Genomic DNA, 18,393 nt, shown 5'->3' with positions numbered 1-18,393 from the left:
GAGAATGCGGGATGTGGTCGTGCCGGGCGGGGTGGAACGTGCGGGTGAGTCGGTGGCGCTCGCCAGCCCGTTCGAGGTGGCCGAAGCACTCGGCCTGCCCAAACCCACCCCCGAGCAGGCCGCGGTCGTCGCCGCGCCCACCGCGCCCGCGCTCGTCGTCGCGGGTGCCGGGGCAGGCAAGACCGAGACGATGGCCGCCCGCGTGGTGTACCTGGTGGCCAACGGCTTCGTCACGCCCGACCGGGTCCTCGGCCTGACGTTCACCCGCAAGGCCGCGCGCCAGCTGTCCGACCGGGTGCGCGCCCGGCTGCGCCGGTTGGGCGGGTCGCCGCTGCTGGACCGGCTCGACCCGAGCGGCGAACGGCGGGCCGCGGTGCTGACCACCGAACCGGTGATCCTCACCTACCACGCGTACGCGGGCAGGCTCGTCGGCGAACACGGCCTGCGGCTGCCCGTGGAGCCGGGCGTGCGGCTGCTCACCGAGACCGCGGCGTGGCAACTCGCGCACCGCGTGGTGTCGACGTGGGCGGAGGACATCGACACCGACAAGGTGCCCGCCACCGTCACCGGCTACCTGCTCGCACTGGCCGGCGAGCTGGGGGAGCACCTGGTCGAGCCGACCGCGCTGCGCAAGCACGCCGCGTGGCTGTGCACGATCATCGAGTCCGCGCCGAAGACCAAACGGCAGGGTGACGGCCTGCCGCAGTCGTTGCAGGCCGTGATCAACGCCCAACGCCTGCGGGTGAACCTCCTGCCGCTGCTGGAGGCCTACCAGGCGCGCAAGCGGCGGGAAGCGGCGATGGACTTCGCCGACCAGATGTCCCTGGCCGCCCGGTTGGCGTCCGAGCACCCGGAGGTCGTGCGCGGCGAACGTGAGCGCTACGGCGCGGTGCTGCTCGACGAGTACCAGGACACCGGCCACGCGCAACGCGTGCTGCTGCGTTCCCTGTTCGGGCGGGGCGAGCCGATGCCCGTGACGTCGGTCGGCGACCCGGCGCAGGCGATCTACGGCTGGCGCGGCGCGTCGGCGGCGAACCTGCCGAGGTTCGTGCACGACTTCCCGCCGGCGAAGAAGTACGGCCTGCTCACCAGCTTCCGCAACCCGCCCGAGGTGCTGGCCCTGGCCAACGCGGTGTCCGGGCCGCTGCGCGCCATGGGCCTGGACGTCGAGGAACTGCGTGCCCGTGACGGCGCCGGACCGGGTGACGTGCGGGTGGCGCTGTTCAACGACGTGCGCGAGGAACTGGACTGGCTGGCCGACACCGTCGCCGCGCAGTGGGAGGACCACCTCGACACCAGCGACGAGCCGCCGACCGCGGCGGTGCTGGTGCGCCGCCGTTCGGACATGGCGAACATCGCGGCGGCGTTGCGCGAACGCGGCCTGCCGGTGGAGGTCGTCGGGCTCGGCGGTCTGCTCGACGAGCCGGAAGTGCGCGACCTGACCAGCGCTTTGCGCGTCCTGGTCGATCCTCTGGCCGGCACGGCCGCCGCCCGCCTCCTCACCGGCTCCCGTTGGCGCATCGCCGCCTACGACCTGGCGGCGTTGTGGACGCGGGCGCGTGACCTGGCCGGCGCGCCCAGCCGTCAAGCCGTGGCGGACGACCCGCTGGCCGTGCTCGCCGACGCCCTACCGGGTGAACACGCCGAACAGGCCGGTCTCGCGGACGCGCTGGACGATCCGGGCGACCCGACCGCGTACTCCGCCGAGGGGTACCGCCGGATTCGCCGGCTGGGCGCCGAGCTGTCGGCGTTGCGCCGACGCCTGGTCCAGCCGTTGCCCGAACTCGTCGCCGACGTCGAACGCACCCTGCTGCTGGACATCGAGGCGATGGCCCGGCCGGGTGGCGTCGGTCGCGCGCACCTGGACGCGTTCGCCGACGTGGTCAACGACTTCGCCGCGGCCAGCCCGTCGGCCACCCTGCCCGCCCTGCTCGACTACCTCTACACCGCCGAACAGGCCGAGGACGGCCTCGAACCCGGTGAGGTGGAGGTGGCCGAGAACCGGGTGCAGGTGCTGACCATGCACTCGGCGAAGGGCCTGGAGTGGCACATCGTCGCCGTGCCGCACGTGGTGAAGGACGTGTTCCCAGGGCGGAAGAAGTCGTCCAGCTGGCTGCGCGCCGTGGCCGAACTGCCCGCCGACCTGCGTGGTGACGCCGAGGACCTGCCGAAGCTCCGCATCGCCCCCGACGCCAACCGCAAGGAGGTGGAGGAGGCGCTGATCCGGCACGAGGAAGACTTCGACGCCCGCCGGCTGGTGGAAGAACGCCGGCTGCTGTACGTCGCGCTGACCAGGTCCGAGCACAGCCTGCTGGTGTCCGGGCACTGGTGGGGCGAGACGGGCGACAAGCCCAAGGGGCCGTCGGCGTTCCTCACCGAGATCCGCGAGTCGGTGCTGGCCGCCGACCACCCGCCGGCCGACATCGCGCACTGGGCGCCCAGTCCGGCCGAGGACGACCCCAACCCCCTCGCGTCGCAGACGAAGACGGCCCAGTGGCCCACCGACCCGCTCGGCAAGCGCCGCGCCGCCGTGGCCGAGGGCGCTGAGCTGGTCCTGACCGCCCTGGAACGCCACCTGGCCCAACCGCCCGCAGACCCCCACATCACCGACCACGACCTGCCGCACCTGCCACCCGAACCACCCGACGACGACCTACCGCCAGACCCACTGGACTCGTCCTACCCACCCGCCTCCCTGGACTCCCTGGACGCGCTGGACCTGTTGGAGCCACCGGAACCCTCGGACTTCGAGCCCCCACCCGACCCCCAAGACGACCGAGAGTCGAGCACTCAGGTCCCGAGAGTCGAATCTTCAGGACCCCTGAGTTCTACATTCACGGACCCCTCGCACACCGTTCACGCCGCCGTCGAGCCCGATCCTGTCGAGCCCGATCCCGTCGAGTTCCCGGACGGCCCCGAGGACGACCCCGAGGGCTGGGCACGGGACGTGGACGTCCTGCTGGCCGAACGCGCCGCCGCGGCCGACCGCCGTGAACGCGTCGTGCTGCCCGACCACCTCTCGGTCAGCCAACTGGTCGAACTGGCCGCCGACCCGGACCTCCTCGCCCGCCGCCTGCGCCGCCCCCTGCCGTTCCCGCCCAACCCGCTGGCCCGTCGTGGCACCGCGTTCCACACCTGGCTGGAACAGCGGTTCGGCGCGAGCCGCCTGTTCGACCTGGACGAACTCCCCGGAGCGGCCGACGAAGGTGCGGCACCGGACGTCGACTTCAGCCGGCTCCAGGAGGCGTTCCTGGCCAGCCGGTGGGCCGATCGCGTCCCGCACGACGTCGAGGTGCCGTTCGAAGCGGAGATCGACGGCCTGTCCGTGCGCGGCCGGATGGACGCCGTGTTCGCCGACGACGACGGCGGCTGGACCGTGGTCGACTGGAAGACCGGCGCCGTGCCGGACGAGGACCGCCTGCCCGCGCTGTCGGTGCAACTCGCGGCGTACCGGTTGGCGTGGGCGGCCCTGACCGGGACGCCGGTGGAGAAGGTGCGGGCGGCGTTCCACTACGTCCGCCAAGACCACACGCTGCGCCCGGCGGACCTGCTGGACGCGGACGGTCTGCGCGAGCTGATCCGCTCGATCCCGAACTAGCCGCCCTGAAACAGCGGCTCAGGTGTTCACCCGGGCGTGCGCCGGGACTTCCTTCAACACCCGGTCGTAGAGCACTTCCAGCAGCCAACGCCCGAACAGCGACGGGCCGAACTCGGTCGACCGGTCCTCCGGCGGCACCATCAGCTCGGCCGCGCCCGCCGAGTCCACCGCGACCACGCCGATGCCGTAGTAGTCCAGTTCGATCAGCGGCCACGACTGCGAGCCCTGCGGCGCGGGCAGCACCACCGAGCACGGCGCCAGCGTCATCAACGTCCCGCACGACTGCAACGCCCGGTCCACCGTGGACTCACCCACCAGGACGCCGACCAGCTCGACCGCGGGCACCGGCAGCTGGTCGTGTGCGGCCGGCTCGAACCACGAGCGGAACCAGGACGGGTCCGCCTGTGGCGGCCAGCCGTTCGCGCTGCGCCACTCGTGCACGTCGGCACGAACCCGCACGACAGCCGACACCTGGTGGCCCAGCACGGCGACGTCGGGAACGACGATGCCGCGCCAACCCAGCGCCGACGCGGCATGGTGGAGGAGCGGTTGCACTCGGGCATCCTAGGACTTGTTGCGGTTTCAATGACAGCCCCTCAGGCGCGCTGGGTGTCCGACCCAGTGCCGAGAGTGATCAGGGAGTTGAGCGTCCCACGCGCAAGGCCCACAGGATGAGCGGCACCTGGAGCGGCAACCTGCCGTAGGCGATGGCCTTCACCTTCGGCGACTTCGTGCGGTAGTCGTAGGCCATCTTCACATTGGCCGGGAACACCGCCGCGAAGAACCCGGCCGCCAGTTTCCCGCCGAGGCTGCGCGTGCGCGGCACGACGACCGCCGCGGCCAACGCCACCTCGGCGGCCCCGGACAGGTAAGTCCAGGTCCGAGGCTTGCCCGGCAGCGCGCGTGGCACGATCGCGTCGTACGGCTTCGGCTTCGCGAAGTGTGTGACTCCGGCGACGCCGAGCAGCCCGGCCAGCGCGAGCGCCGACCAGGAACGGGAACGAGTGGGTTCCATGGGATCACCCTGTCATGTCGGCCGCCGCACGGCGTCCCCAGGGTTATCCTCCCGCATCGTGAGCGGTGATTCCGAAAATCCCGAACATCCCGAACATCCCGAGCGGGTGGCCGTGGCCGCACTCGCCGACGACTTCCTGGTCGGTCTGCGCGAGTGGCTGGCCATTCCGTCGATCGGCGCCGACCCGGCGCACCACGGTGACGTGGGCGCCTCCGCCCGTTGGCTCGCCGAGACGCTGCGCCGCGACGGGTGGCCCGACGTCCGGGTCTGGGACGAGGGGCCCGCGCTGCCCGCCGTGTACGCCCACTGGCCCGCCGCCGACCCCGACGCGCCGACCGTGCTGGTCTACGGCCACCACGACGTGCAGCCGGTCGACCCGGTCGAGCAGTGGCAGCACCCGCCGTTCGAGGCGACGTTGGTCGGCGAGGAGCTGTTCGCGCGGGGTGCGAGCGACGACAAAGGGCAGGTCGCGATGCACCTGCTCGGCGTCAAGGCACACCTCGCGGCGACCGGCGCGGCACAGCCCGCGGTGACGCTCAAGCTGTTCATCGAAGGGGAGGAGGAGTCCGGTTCGCCGCACCTGACCCGACTCCTCGACGAGCACCGCGCCGCCCTCGCGTGCGACTTGGTGGTGTTCACCGACACACCGCTGTACGCGCGTGACGCGCCGACGATCTGCACCGGTCAGCGCGGCGTGTTCGGCGCCGACGTGGTGTTCACCGGCGGCACGTCCGACGTGCACTCCGGCCGGGCGGGCGGCAGCATCCCCAACCCGGCGACTGCCATCGCCCGGCTCGTGGCCGCGCTCCACGACGCCGACGGCCGCGTGCAGCTGCGCGATTTCTACGCCGACGTGACCGAACCCACCGAGGCCGAACGCGCCGACTACGCCGCGTTGCCGTTCGACGAGGCGGTGTGGCTCGCGAACGCCGGCGGCGCGCAGGGGCTGTCCGGCGAACCCGGCTGGTCCACACTGGAACGCGTGTGGGTGCGGCCGACCGCCGAGGTCAACGGCATCCACGGCGGCTACACCGGGCCCGGCCTGAAGACGATCGTGCCCGCGCAGGCGTCGGTGAAGCTGTCGTTCCGGCTCGTGCCCGACCAGCGGCCCGAACGTGTCGCCGACGCGCTGCGCGAGTTCGTCGCCAAGCACACGCCGGCCGGGTTGCACGCCGAGGTGATCGCACGCGGTGACGGCGCGCCGCCCTATGCGGTGGACGTGTTCCACCCGGCGGTGGGCGCGGTCCGGGACGCGGTGCAGGCCGTGTTCGACGAGCCCGTGCGGTTCAGCCGGACGGGTGGCTCCGGTCCCGCGGCCCTGCTGCACGGTTGGCTCGGTGTGCCGGTGGTGTACCTCGGCGCGACGTTGCCGGATGATCGCATCCACGCGCCCAACGAGCGCGTCGTCGTGCCACTGCTGCTCCGCGGCGCCGAGGCCGCCGCACGGCTGTGGCGGCTACTCCCGGAGAGGTTGTCATGATGCACCGCTTCGGCCACGGTGAGGCACTGGCCGACCTGCCGGGGCACTCGCTCGTCGGTGTGGTCAGGATGCCGGACGTGGTGCAGAGCCCGGTCCGCGCGATCCTGAAACGGGTCATCGGCGCGCTCGCCGCGTTGTTCGCCGCCGTCCTGATCGTCTACCTCGACCGTGACGGTTATCGCGATATCAACGGCGACGGGCTGTCCTTCCTGGACGCCGTGTACTACGCCACCGTGTCGCTGTCGACCACCGGATACGGTGACATCGCCCCGGCCAGCGCCTCGGCCCGGTTGGTCAACGTTCTGGTGATCACCCCCTTGCGGGTGTTGTTCCTCATCGTCCTGGTCGGTACGACCCTCGAAGTGCTCACCGAGCGTTCGCGGCAAGCGCTGCGCATCCAAAAATGGAGGACCAAGGTGCGGGACCACGTGGTCGTCATCGGGTACGGCACCAAAGGCCGGTCCGCTGTCAGCGCCCTGATGGGCGACGGTGCGGAGCCGGGCTCGATCGTCGTGGTCGACACCGCCCAGGAGTCCCTGGACGCGGCGTCGGCCATCGGCCTGGTCACCGTGCACGGCTCCGGGACGAGTAACGACGTCCTCCGTGTAGCGGGCGTTTCTCGTGCACGGGCCGTGGTCGTAGCGGCGAACCGCGACGACACCGCAGTCCTGGTAACCCTCACCGCACGCGAACTGGCGCCCAAGGCCCAGATCGTCGCGTCGGTCCGGGAACGCGAGAACGAGCACCTGCTGCGCCAGTCCGGCGCCGACTCGGTGGTCGTCTCCAGCGAGACGGCCGGCCGCCTGCTGGGCATGGCCACCGCCACCCCGTCCGTGGTCGACATGGTGGAGGACCTGCTGACTCCAGACGCAGGCCTGTCCATCGCCGAACGCGACGTGGAACCGTCCGAGATCGGCGGCTCACCCCGCCACCTGCCGGACATCGTGCTCGGCGTAGTGCGCGACGGAACCCTGTACCGAGTGGACGCTCCGGAGGCCGACGCCGTGGAAGCGGGCGACCGCCTCCTCTACGTCAAGAAGGTCACGCCGCCGAAGGAAGCCTGACCCGCAATCCCCTCGGCACCCCTCCTCCCATCGGCACCGCACCCCCTTTGCCACCGAACCCGTCGGCGGCGCGTGCTCAATCCGCCAGCGGGATCCGCACCTCGAACGCGGCCCCGGACACCTTCACACCCGTACCCGTACCCGTACCCGTACCCGCCGGGACCGGCATCTCCGCACTCCGACTGCCGTCCTCCGGCGCGTCCACGGTCGTGGCACTGGGCCGCGCGCCGCGCGGGGCGAGGTAGCCGGAGTCTTGGCTGCGTCGCGCCTCGTCGGGGTCGATGCAGGTCAACTCCCCACCGTGTGCCCGCACCACGCCACGGGCGATCGGCAGCCCGAGGCCCGACCCGCCGGTGCCCTGGTCCCGCGCCTCGTCCAACCGCACCAGCCGGTCGAAGATCCGCTCCCGGTCCTCCGGCACGACGCCCGGCCCGTTGTCGGACACGACCAGCAGCGCGAAACTCCCGGCCTTCGACACCCGCAGCCGCACCCGGCCCGACGGCCCGGTGGCCTGCCGAGCGTTGTCGGCCAGGTTGGCCAGTACCTGCGCCAACCGCTGCGGATCACCGGAGACGAACGCCGACTCGCCCTCGGTCACGATGTCGAAGTCGGGCGCGAGCAACTGCGTCCGCCCCACCTCGGCCTCGGCCGACGCCAGCAGGTCCACCCGCTCCCGGTACAGCTCCAGGCCAGCCTCGATCCGGGCCAACGCCAGCAGGTCGTCCACCAGCCGCCCGGCCCGCCGCGACTCCCGCACCAGCAGCAGGTTCAACCGCTCCCGCTCCTCGGTGCCGGCGGTCTGCATCAAAGCCTCCGCCACCGCCTGCACGCCCGCGATAGGCGTCCGCAGTTCGTGCGCCGCGTCGGCCACGAACCGCTTCGTCCGCTCCTCCGATCCCTCCAGCGAATCGACCATGTCGTCGAACGCGGCCGCCATCCGACCGAGTTCGTTGTCCGCCCGCGACGGGTTGAGCCGGTACCCCCGGTCGCCCCGCGCGATCGACCGGGCCAGCGTGGTCATCGTGTCCAGCGGCGCCAACGCCCGCCGGACCACCCACACCATCGCCCCGGCCGTCACCGCCAACGCGCCCAATCCGACCAGCAGCAACAACCGCCGCAACCGCGCCTGCGCGGCCGTGATCACCGACGACTCGGTGTAGACCGTGATCTCCGACCCGTCGATCAACTCCCGGCTGACCTCGTTCGTCACCTCCTCGCCCGGCGCTTTCCCGAACACCGTCCCGTCCGGCATGACCAGCCGGACCTCAACACCCCGGCCTTCCAGCCGGTTCACCAGATCCGCCCCGCGCACCCGCTGCTTGACCAGCTGCTGCGCGACCCGGGACTTCTCCAACAACGCGGTGTCCACATCCCGCTTGGACTGGGCCGCGAACAGCGCGTCCACCAACAACACGACCCCGATCAGCACCACGCCGAGCACACCGATCGCGGAGAGCGCGATCCGTCGGCGCAGCGAGACGGTGCGCAGGCTCACGTCTCGTCCGCCCTGAGCACGTAACCGAGGCCGCGCACGGTGTGCAGAAGCCGCGGGCCGTGCTCCTCCAACTTCCGCCGCAGGGCGCTGACGTGCACCTCCACCAGATTCGGGTCGTAGTCCTCGTACCCCCACACCGCGGTGAGGATCTGGGTCTTGCCCACCACCCGCCCCCGCTGCGCGGCCAGGTACCGCAGCAGGCGCAGTTCGGTGGCGGTCAACTCGATCGGCACGTCACCCCGCAAGACCACCGCCGAGTCGGCGTCCACCACCAGGTCGCCGATCTGCACGGTGGACGGCGTCCGCCCCAACCGCCGCAACACCGCACTCACCCGGGCGATGAGTTCCGCCAGCACGAACGGCTTCACCAGGTAGTCGTCCGCGCCCCGGTCGAGCCCGCGCAGCCGATCGGACACCCCGTCCCGTGCGGTCAACATCACCACCCCGGCCCCGCTGGTCCGCCGGATGACCTCCAGGAGCGTGAAGCCGTCCCGACCGGGCAGCATCACGTCGAGCACCACCAGATCCGGGCGGAACCGGGCCAACTCGCCTTCCAGATCACGCCCGTCCGGTCGGACCTGCACCTGGTAACCCGCATCCCGCAGGGCGGAGCTCACCGCGGCGCCAATCGCCTCCGCGTCCTCGATCACCAGCACCCTGGCAGCAGTCGACACCTCCTCATTCTGCGTCCCGACGCGCGTCGCGGAGGTGAGGCCGCGACAAGCCTGAACAATCCCCATCACCCGCCAACGCCCACATCACAGCCCGCCGGCACCCGCTGACACCCGCTGACACCCCACCGCACACCGTTGGTGGACGACGTGCCCGAGGCTGCGGCGGTCCGCACGTTGCATCGCGGCCCTTCGGCACCCCGCGGGCGGACGGCGCGTCGAAGGTCGGGCGATGCGGGTGGTGGTCTGGCGGCTCGTGCGCGGACCTGGGTGGTGGGTGTGCGCTGGGCCTGCCTGGTTGTGGGCCGACATCACGCCGGTCCGGTGCGTCCGTCGCGCGGGGTCGAGAACGGCACCGCGCTCACGGCGGCCGTGCGGCGGGCGCGCGCTCCAGGCACGGTGACCGGGCCGGCCGGAGACCGGGCCACCCTCGTCGACTTCGGTGGCTCCACCCGTGCCCTCGACCTCGCCGCCATGGCGGACGAAGAGAAGCCCAAGGTCGGAGATCTCGCCGCCGTGCCCGGTACGACATTCGGCGATGTGCCGGCGGCCGAACGGGTTCGGTGGGTTTCGCGTTCAGGTTCATGGAACCAGTTTCGAACAGGAGTTCGAGGGTGTGCAAGATCACGATCAGGTGATGTTTGGCGGGCGGAGAACACCGTCGGCCCCCACGACAACCCACCGCCGAGTCTGCGACCATCCACCCTGTGGCGGTTCCGCGAAGCCCGGTCAGATGGGCGCTGGTCCTGCTGGTCGTGGGGCTGGCAGGCGTCGCGGCAGCGGTCGCGTTGTCGTGGCCGGGCACATCCGCCGAGGTCCAGCGGGTCGCCGCGACCGTCGTCACCCCCGCGTCCTGCGGTGGCGCCGACGCCTACGACCGAGTCGAACTCACGATCGGTGACCAGACCCACACCGCGAAACTCGACGGCTGCGGCCACCAGCAGAACGAGGTAGTGGAAGTCGTCGTCCCCGCCGACACCAGCGGCGAGTTCACCGTCCAAGCCGCCGCCAACACCCCCGAGGGCATGCCGTTCGACGCCCGGCTGACCGCGCTGCTGATGTGCCTGAGCGGCCTCGCCGGCGGCCTCTACGCCTACCTGCTGACCAGGCGCGCTCAGCCGACCGCGTCCGCCGAAGCCGCATAGGTGTTGCACGAGGTCGTCTCGCCCACCACGAACCCCTGCGTCGCCCACTTCGCCTGGTTGTCCGGGCTGCCGTGCGCGTTCTTCTCCGGCGGCTCCTCCACGGCGTACCGGAAGTCCTCCGCCGCCTCCTGGGCCAACCCGGTTCCGATCGATCCGGACGCCGCTACCAGGAACATCCCGGCGAAGCAGTTGGCCTGCAACTCGATCCGCCGCGACATCTCCAAACCCGCCGGGGACTGCTCGCCCGCGTCGACGATCTTGCTGTCCGCCGCCCGCAGCATCCCCGTCAACGCCTGCACGTGGTGCCCGTACTCGTGCGCCAACGTCGCCAGGTGCGACCCGGCGCGCTCACCGCCACCGTTGTCCCGCAGCCGCCGCGTCGGCATGTAGATGGTCCTGTTGCGACCGCAGTAGTACGCGACCGCCTCACTCTCCGCGGGCGCCGAGCCGCACGGGCCCTCGCTCAGGTCCGGCGACGTGTCCAGCGCGGGCGAGTCGAACGGCAGGTTCGCCTGCTCCAGCACCGGCCGCCACGCCTGGTCCAGGCACGCCACCCCGGCTTTGTAGTACGCCGACAGTTCGGCATCCGACACCCCGAACCCCGGCAACGGGCAGGCCACCGCGGGCAGCCGCACGGGCGTCGTGAGCAGCGGGTGGTCGGCCAGCCGGTGCACCGCACGCGGCCGTGGCGCCTCGGTCTGCGCGCTCGGCACGGCGGTCGCACCCGGCGCCGCCACCGCCCGGCCGCTGATCTGCCGGGACGTTTCGAGCTGCGTGACGCCACCGAGGCCCAACACGCACAACACGATCATCGAGAACACGCCGACGAGGACGATCGGGTTGTTCTTGGGCTCCTCGGGCGTGTGCACGGTCCTCCAGTCGGGTCAGCTGACGTCCGCCGCGCTCGCCACCCAAGTGTTGCACGCGCTCGTCTCGTTGCTCTTGAAGCCGTGGTTGACCCACGCGGCGTTCTTCTCGGGCGCGCCGTGGTCCCGATTGGGGTAGATCGGATAGTCACCGCGGTTGCCCGCGTCCGTCAACGCCACCGAGATCACATCACCGGGCACCGCGCCGTGCGACAGGGGCGCCAGCGTCATCCCGCCGAAGCACGTGGCCTGGAGCTCCTTGCGCCGGTTGAGGTCCAGGCCTTCCGGGGTGTCCCAGCCGCCCTTCTCGTACTGCGCCTGGCTGGACGCCCGCAGGATGCCCGACAGCCACTGGATGTGGTGGCCGTACTCGTGCGCCAGCTGCCCCAGGTACTTGCCGGGGTGGTTCGGGTTCGCCGCGCCCTGCTCGCTCGCGTAGTGGTTCGGCGTCCAGTAGATCGTTCCGTCGCAGTACATGGCGGTGCGGTCCGGGCCCATGGAGCCGCACGTGTTCGTGATCTGGGAGGTCACCATGACCAGCTCGACCGGCTGGTAGGGCAGGTTCGCGCGCTCGAACGACGGCTTCCACATCGCCTCGATGCACGGCAGCGCGGCCCTGAGGAACTGGTCCTGACCGCCGGGCGAGTAGTCCATCGAGGGCAACGCGCAGCCGTCGATGTTGAACGCACCCAGACCGGCCGCGTGGATCGGGTTGTCGCCCAGGGTGATGGAGGCCTTCGGGCCGGCTTTCGGCTCGTTGGTCGACGACGAGGGCCGCGTGCTGTTGCTCGTGGTCGTGGTCGTCGTCGTGGTGGTCGTTGTCGTCGGCTCCGGCGTGTACGTGTAGCTCGAGTACCCGGCGTTGCCGGACTCGCTCGCCTCCTTGGAGCCGCTGGTCGCGGCCACGATGCCGATCGTGGCGACACCGAGCACCAGGAAACCGATCAGCAGCACCGCCAGCAACGGGCCCTTGCTCTTCTGGCGCGGCAGCGGCGGGTACGGCATGGGCGGCGGACCCCAGCCCGGAGGCGGGCCGGGCGGCGGTCCCCAGTTCGAGGGCGGCGGCTGCGGCGCGCCCATCGGGGGAGGAGTGGCCATCGGCGGCGGCATCACGGGGGCCTGCTGGGGCCACGACGGCCGGGGTTGCGGGCCGGTCTGGGGTGCTTGCACGGGCGGCGGCTGCTGCGTCGGCCACTGGCGGGTCGGCTGGGGTTGCTGGGGGTTGAGCGGGGCGGACATCGGCGGCGGCCCAACCGGTCGTGGTGGCGGCCAGCCACCCGGCGGCGGTGGTTGCGTCATCGCTGGTCGTCCCCCATATCGCGGATGCCCGAATCAGCACAAGAGCTTAGGGGAACTCCGCTATTCTCCGCGCCCGTGTTGAAAAACTGGGGAGCGGCGGCCCTCTGCGCGGTCGCGCTGTGCGCGGGTACCGGCACGGCGTTGGCGCAGCCGAGCAGTACGGCCGGACTGCCCGGGACGGTCGGCGCCGACGTGCGGCTCAAACTGGAGCGCGACGGCAGGCTGACCGTGACCGAGGTGGTCACCGTCCCCGACGGCCGGACGGCCACTCGGGTGGTGCCCCTGCGCGTCCCGGTCGGCGACAACCGCGACCGCGTCTTCCAGGTCGGCGACGTCGCCGTCGAAGGCAAGGGCACGGCTGCAGCATCGGCCGACGAGCTGACGATCGCACTACAGGCGGGCACGTCCACGGTGAAGTACGCCGTGGTGGGCGCCGTCGCGAAGATCGGCGACACCCTGGAGCTGCGCTGGCAGCCCGCGGGCGGCTGGGACACCGCGCTCGACTCGGTGAAGGTCTCCGTGATCACGCCGGACGCGCCGAAATCGGTGAGCTGCCTGGCCGGCGAGCCGGGCACGTCCAAGCCGTGCACCAGTGCGGAGCTGGGCGACGGCCGCGGCGTGCGGGCGACCGAGATCGGTCTGGGCGCCGGTGAGCGGATCGACGTGGCGGTCGGGTTGCAGGAGGGCGCCGCGCCGGCCAACGCGCTGGTCGAGGAGAGGTCCGGGCTCGCGGCGGCGTTCGCGCTCACGCCTGTGACCGGCGCCGGACTCGGCGGGCTGGTCGTGCTGCTGCTCGGCGGCGGGTTGTTGTTGTGGTACCTCCGCGGCCGTGACGCGCGGGCGTTGGCCGGTGACGTCGGGCCGGTGAACGTGCTGGTCACCGACGGTTCCGGGCGGATGGCGTTCGCCTCGCCGGACGGGGTGCTGCCCGGCCAGGTCGGGACCGTGGTGGACGAGCACGTGGACGTGGTCGACGTGACCGCGACGATCGTGGACCTCGCGGTGCGCAACTACGTGTGGATCGAGGAGGTCGACGGGCACGACTGGCGGTTCGTGCGGCGCAACCCCGCCGACCCGTCGCTGTCCGGGTACGAGCGCGCGGTGTACGACGCCTTGTTGCCCGACGGAGTGGACGCGGTGCTGTTGTCCGAGCTCAGGGGCCGGCGGATCGACCTTACCCGCGTGCGGGACGAGCTGTACGCCGACGTGGTGGCCAAGAACTGGTTCGCCCGGCGGCCGGACGCCGAGCGCAACCTGTGGTGGTGGGCCGGGGTCGCGCTGGGTGGGGTCGGCGTGGTGCTGACGGTGGTGTTGGCGCTGGTCGGCGCGGCAGCGTTGTTCGGGCTGGTGGTCGTGGTGGCCGGTGTGGCGTTGGCGGTAGGCGCGCGTTCCATGCCCGCTCGGACCAAGCGCGGGAGTGCCCTGTTGGAGCACGTGCGGGGGTTGCGCGGGTACCTGCACACGGCGACGCCCGAGGACATCCCGGACTCCGACCGGGAGATGGTGTTCTCGCGGTCGCTGCCCTACGCGGTGGTGCTGGGGGAGGCGGAGCGGTGGCTGGCGACGTTCGCCGGCACGCGGCCGGGGCTGTACTGGTTCGGCGAGGCCGAGGAGGGCGGGGACTTGCGGCGTTTCGCGCAGCGGTTCCCTGCGTTCCTCGGCGCTCTGGACGGAGTGCTGGCGCAAGCGGGACACCTGCGGTCGCTTCGCGGCTGACGGTGTTGGATTGCGCCGCCTCCGGCGTCGCGGGCGAGAACGACCGACGCGACCTCACCCGAAAGTGATCTTGCGAACCGTCGAACAGAGGTTCGACAATGGAGCCATCCCCGGAACCCGAGCCGGAGGGGCGCCCGCCTCAGGGTCCAGGGGATAGGCCGAAACCAACCCGGTGTCCACACGCGCCGGCTCCACCGGGTGGGCGGTCTGTTGAGACGGGCGTTGGTCCGGGCCGGGCGGGCGTGTTCCCGGCACCGGATCGACCGTCCACGCGCTGGTCGACCGGTCCGAACCCGGTCGGTTCGCGCTGGGCGCAGCGGGGTGTCGCAGCGGCCGGGTGACCGTCGAGCCCGGTGGTGGTGTGAACCCGTAGGCTGCGTTCATGGCGCTACCCGAACTGCACAGGTTCACGCTTCCCAACGGTCTGCGGGTGGTGCTCGCACCCGACCGCAGCGCCCCGGTCGTCGGGGTGAGCGTGCACTACGACGTGGGCTTCCGCTCCGAACCCGAGGGGCGGACGGGGTTCGCACACCTCTTCGAGCACCTCATGTTCCAGGGCAGCGAGAGCCTCGAAAAGCTGGCCCACTTCCGGCACGTGCAGTCCTCGGGCGGCACGTTCAACGGTTCCACCCATCCCGACTACACCGACTACTACCAGGTGCTGCCGTCGGCGGCTCTCGAACGGGCGCTGTTCCTCGAGGCGGACCGCATGCGGGCGCCGAAGCTGACCGAAGAGAACCTGCGCAACCAGATCGACGTGGTGAAGGAGGAGATCCGACTCAACGTCCTGAACCGACCGTACGGGGGGTTCCCCTGGATCCTCCTGCCACCGGTCCTGTTCCAGACCTTCCCGAACGCGCACAACGGCTACGGCGACTTCACCGACCTGGAGAACGCCACCGTGGACGACTGCGCCGCGTTCTTCGACACCTACTACGCGCCGGGCAACGCCGTGCTGACGGTGGCGGGCGACTTCGACCCCGAGGGGGCGAAGGCACTCGTCGAGAAGCACTTCGGTGACGTGCCCGCCCGTCCGGTGCCGGCCCGGCCGTCGTTCGCCGAGGCGGCGCCGAAGGGCGAGCTGCGTGCCGAGCACACCGACCAGCACGCGCCGATGCCCGCCATCGCCCTGGGCTACCGCATCCCGGACCCGGTGACCGAGGTGGAGGGCTACCTCACCTACCTGGTCCTGGCCGGTGTGCTGACCGACGGCGACGGGTCGCGGCTCCAGCAGCGGCTGGTGCACCGGGACGCGATCGTGGTCGACGTCGGTGCCGGGTGCGGTCTGTTCGGGCCGTTGGAGGCGCGCGACCCGGACACGTTCAGCATCACCGCGATCCACCCGCCGGAGGTCACCTCCGAGGACGTGATCGCGGCGGTGGACGAGGAGCTGCTGCGGTTGGCCGAGGAAGGGCCGACGGAGCAGGAGCTGGCGAAGGTCACCGCCCGCTGGGTGTCCACCATGCACCGCGAGCACGACCGGCTGACCAGCCGGACGCTCGGACTCGGGTCGGCCGAGCTGCTGTTCGGGCGGGCCGAGCTGCTGTACGACCTGCCGGAGAAGCTGTCCCGCATCACCACCGACGAGGTCGCCGCGGCGGCCAAGGCGTTGCGTCCGGACTCGCGCGCCGTCCTGATCCTCAACCCTGCTGGCACCGCTGTTGACGGAGGTACCGAGTGAGCGCCCCGACCAAGCACCGCAGTGCCGACGAGATCGGCCGCACGGCGCTCGGGCCTCGCCCGTTCCCGGAGCTGGGCGAGCAGCGGGCGGCCGTGGACCTGGACACGGTGGACACCACGCTGGCCAACGGCCTGCGGGTGATCGCGGTGCGCCGGTCGTCGGTGCCGCTGGTCGAGGTGCGGCTGCGGATTCCGTTCGGCGACCCGGCGTCGACCAGCGTCGGCTCGACGCACGCGGCCCGCGCCGAGGTGCTGGCGAACACCGTCCTCACCGGCACCGCGACCCGCAGCCGGATCGACGTGGACACCGAGCTGGCGCTCGTCGGCGGCGAGCTGGACGCGGTGGTCGACCCGGAGCGGCTGGCGTTCTCCGGCAACGCGCTGGTGTCCGGTTTCGGCACCGTGCTCGACGTGCTGCGCGACGTGCTGACCGGCGCGACCTACCCGGCCGAGGAGGTCGAGCGGGAACGGGCGCGGCTGGTGGAGCGCATCCGGCTGGCGCGGTCGCAGCCGAACGTGATCGCGCGGGAGGCGCTGCAGCGCCACTTGTACGGCGACCACCCGTTCGCCAAGGAGATGCCCGAGGCGGAAGAGGTCGCGGCGGTGTCGCGCGACGACGTGCTCGCGCTGCACTCGTCGGCCGTGCTGCCGCGCGGGTCGGTGATCGTCGTCGTGGGCGACGTGGCGCCGGACGCGGCGGTGAAGGCGGTCGAGGACGCGCTGGGCGGCTGGACCGGTGAGGGCACCGCGGTGACGTTGTCGCCGCTGCCGGTCGTGCGGGGCGGTGACGTGAAGCTGGTGCACCGGCCCGGCGCCGTGCAGTCGCAGATCCGGCTCGCCGGTCGCGGTCTGGAGCGCACCGACGAGCGGTACCCGGCGTTGCAGCTGGCGAACCTGGTGTTCGGCGGGTTCTTCTCCTCCCGGCTGGTGGAGAACATCCGCGAGGACAAGGGCTACACCTACAGCGCGCGGTCGCACCCGGAGTTCACGCCGGGTGGGGCGACGCTGCTGGTGGACGCCGACACGGCGAGCGAGGTGACCGCGGCGGCGCTGCTGGAGACCCGGTACGAGCTGGGCCGGCTCGGCCTGGTGCCGCCGTCGGACTCCGAGGTGGACACCGCCCGCCGGTACGCGATCGGGTCGCTGCTGACGGCGACGTCCTCGCAGGGCGGGTTGGCGTCGTTCCTGGTGAACCTCGCCGGCCTGGGGCTGGGCATCGAGTGGTTCACCGGCCACCCGGCCCGGCTGGCGGAGGTCACCGTCGAGCAGGTCACCGAGGTGGCGTTGGAGTTCTTCGCGCCGAGTTCGTTCACCGGCGTGCTGGTGGGCGACGCGGAACTGCTGGCCACGCAGCTGCGGGCGCTGGGCGGTGTGACCCTGCCGTGAGCTTCGAGCTGGTGGAACTGCCGGCCCTGTCGCGGTTCACCGTGGATCGGCAGGAGCCGTTGCGCGGCGACGTGCAGCGCATCGCGCAGTTGTGGCCGAAGGCGCGCGTCCTCACCGTGGACGCGCGCGGCCGGACGTTGGTGGCCGACCAGGCATCGCGCCTGGTCGACCGCCCCGCCACCGAGTTCGGTGACGGTCCGCCGGACACCGCCGTGCTGCTCGGCGAGCAGGACGGCGTGGCGTACTGGGCGGTTCCGCTGACCGAGGACGAGACGGACGTCTCGGCGCCCACCGGTCGGGCCTGGTTCAACCCGGAGCTGACCGACGAGCCGCAGTGGCTCGACCTGCGGGCGGTCGGCGCGTTGCTGGACGACACCGGCGCGGGCCTGTTCACCTCGGCGGTGGCGTTGTTCCACTGGCACCGGTCGGCGAGGTTCTGCGCGATGTGCGGCGGGCCGACGGAGTCGATCAAGTCGGGCTGGGCGCGGGTCTGCGAGCTGTGCGGGCGCGAGGAGTACCCGCGCACCGACGCGGCGGTGATCTGCCTGGTGCACGACGGCGCGGACCAGGTGCTGCTCGCCCGCGGCGCGGGCTGGCCCGAGGGCCGGTACTCGGTGCTGGCCGGGTTCGTCGAGGCGGGCGAGTCGCTGGAGGCGTGCGTGGCGCGGGAGATCGTGGAGGAGGTGGGCGTCGAGGTCGGCGGTATCCGCTACCTCGGCAGCCAGCCGTGGCCGTTCCCGCGGTCGTTGATGGTGGGGTTCGAGGCGGTGGCCGACCCGACCGACCCACTGCGGCTCGCGGACGGTGAGATCGCCCAGGCCAGGTGGGTCAGTCGGGCCGACGTGCGACAGGCGCTCGCCGAGCCGGGCAGTGTGCCGGACCTGCTGCTCGCGCCGGGGGCGTCCATCGCCTACCGGATGATCCAGTCGTGGGCCGCCGTCGGCTGACCCCGGCACGACCTGCGTGCCGGTAACCGGC

14 protein-coding genes are annotated in these 18,393 nt (G+C 71.9%); 8 read left to right on the top strand and 6 right to left on the bottom strand.

Features of this window, described 5'->3' with window-relative positions:
• Window positions 1-4: 4 nt before the first annotated feature.
• Window positions 5-3,598, top strand: a complete 3,594-nt coding sequence (locus ALI22I_RS25325) for an ATP-dependent helicase (RefSeq protein ID WP_077008044.1) — start codon at window positions 5-7, stop codon at window positions 3,596-3,598.
• Window positions 3,599-3,616: 18 nt separating this feature from the next.
• Here ALI22I_RS25325 and ALI22I_RS25320 read toward each other — a convergent pair whose 3' ends face one another.
• A complete protein-coding gene (locus ALI22I_RS25320; protein ID WP_077008043.1) occupies window positions 3,617-4,153 on the bottom strand; it encodes a hypothetical protein in 537 nt (178 codons plus the stop codon).
• Between the two features lie 79 nt (window positions 4,154-4,232).
• Window positions 4,233-4,613: a DoxX family protein gene (locus ALI22I_RS25315; RefSeq protein ID WP_077008042.1), complete on the bottom strand. Its 381-nt coding sequence runs from the start codon at window positions 4,611-4,613 to the stop codon at window positions 4,233-4,235.
• 58 nt (window positions 4,614-4,671) lie between these two features.
• On the opposite strand from ALI22I_RS25315, the gene ALI22I_RS25310 reads away from it, so the two are divergent.
• Together ALI22I_RS25310 and ALI22I_RS25305 are read left to right on the top strand one after the other, a co-directional pair.
• Window positions 4,672-6,093 (top strand): M20/M25/M40 family metallo-hydrolase, encoded by a 1,422-nt coding sequence (locus ALI22I_RS25310; RefSeq protein WP_179118358.1) that lies wholly within the window; start codon window positions 4,672-4,674, stop codon window positions 6,091-6,093.
• Window positions 6,090-7,157, top strand: coding sequence for a potassium channel family protein (locus ALI22I_RS25305; protein WP_077008040.1), 1,068 nt, complete (start codon window positions 6,090-6,092; stop codon window positions 7,155-7,157). The genes ALI22I_RS25310 and ALI22I_RS25305 overlap by 4 nt, the downstream gene beginning before the upstream one ends.
• Before the next feature lie 76 nt (window positions 7,158-7,233).
• Here the strand turns inward: ALI22I_RS25305 and ALI22I_RS25300 are convergent, their stop codons facing one another.
• Both ALI22I_RS25300 and ALI22I_RS25295 read right to left on the bottom strand, forming a co-directional pair.
• Window positions 7,234-8,652: a sensor histidine kinase gene (locus ALI22I_RS25300; RefSeq protein WP_083751996.1), complete on the bottom strand. Its 1,419-nt coding sequence runs from the start codon at window positions 8,650-8,652 to the stop codon at window positions 7,234-7,236.
• Window positions 8,649-9,326 carry a response regulator transcription factor gene (locus ALI22I_RS25295; RefSeq protein ID WP_077008039.1) on the bottom strand — a complete coding sequence of 226 codons (678 nt, stop codon included), beginning with the start codon at window positions 9,324-9,326 and terminating at the stop codon, window positions 8,649-8,651. Before ALI22I_RS25295 ends, ALI22I_RS25300 begins: the two co-directional genes overlap by 4 nt.
• Before the next feature lie 704 nt (window positions 9,327-10,030).
• On the opposite strand from ALI22I_RS25295, the gene ALI22I_RS25290 reads away from it, so the two are divergent.
• Complete coding sequence (locus ALI22I_RS25290; RefSeq protein WP_077008038.1) at window positions 10,031-10,468, top strand: hypothetical protein; 438 nt, start codon at window positions 10,031-10,033, stop codon at window positions 10,466-10,468.
• Here the strand turns inward: ALI22I_RS25290 and ALI22I_RS25285 are convergent.
• Together ALI22I_RS25285 and ALI22I_RS25280 are read right to left on the bottom strand one after the other, a co-directional pair.
• Window positions 10,438-11,337, bottom strand: a complete 900-nt coding sequence (locus tag ALI22I_RS25285) for a neutral zinc metallopeptidase (RefSeq protein WP_077008037.1) — start codon at window positions 11,335-11,337, stop codon at window positions 10,438-10,440. The two genes, ALI22I_RS25290 and ALI22I_RS25285, sit on opposite strands and share 31 nt — an antisense overlap.
• 15 nt (window positions 11,338-11,352) lie before the next feature.
• Entirely contained in the window at window positions 11,353-12,432 is a 1,080-nt protein-coding gene (locus ALI22I_RS25280; protein WP_238598565.1) for a neutral zinc metallopeptidase, read from the bottom strand.
• A 276-nt stretch (window positions 12,433-12,708) separates the two neighbouring features.
• Between ALI22I_RS25280 and ALI22I_RS25275 the strand changes: the two genes are divergently transcribed.
• The 4 genes from ALI22I_RS25275 to nudC all read left to right on the top strand — a co-directional run bounded on the left by ALI22I_RS25275 (window position 12,709) and on the right by nudC (window position 18,362).
• The gene (locus tag ALI22I_RS25275) at window positions 12,709-14,349 is read left to right on the top strand and encodes a DUF2207 domain-containing protein (protein ID WP_077008035.1); all 1,641 of its coding nucleotides are present in this window, start codon (window positions 12,709-12,711) and stop codon (window positions 14,347-14,349) included.
• Between the two features lie 382 nt (window positions 14,350-14,731).
• Complete coding sequence (locus ALI22I_RS25270) at window positions 14,732-16,030, top strand: M16 family metallopeptidase (protein WP_077008034.1); 1,299 nt, start codon at window positions 14,732-14,734, stop codon at window positions 16,028-16,030.
• Window positions 16,027-17,415, top strand: coding sequence for a M16 family metallopeptidase (locus tag ALI22I_RS25265; RefSeq protein WP_077008033.1), 1,389 nt, complete (start codon window positions 16,027-16,029; stop codon window positions 17,413-17,415). Before ALI22I_RS25270 ends, ALI22I_RS25265 begins: the two co-directional genes overlap by 4 nt.
• A complete protein-coding gene (gene nudC, locus ALI22I_RS25260; protein WP_077008032.1) occupies window positions 17,412-18,362 on the top strand; it encodes an NAD(+) diphosphatase in 951 nt (316 codons plus the stop codon). The genes ALI22I_RS25265 and nudC overlap by 4 nt, the downstream gene beginning before the upstream one ends.
• Window positions 18,363-18,393: the final 31 nt, after the last annotated feature.

The sequence above is a fragment of the Saccharothrix sp. ALI-22-I genome (genome assembly GCF_001984175.1).
GTDB lineage: Bacteria > Actinomycetota > Actinomycetes > Mycobacteriales > Pseudonocardiaceae > Actinosynnema.
Note: the sequence above shows the minus strand (reverse complement) of the source record. Positions and strands in the feature narration are given on the sequence as shown.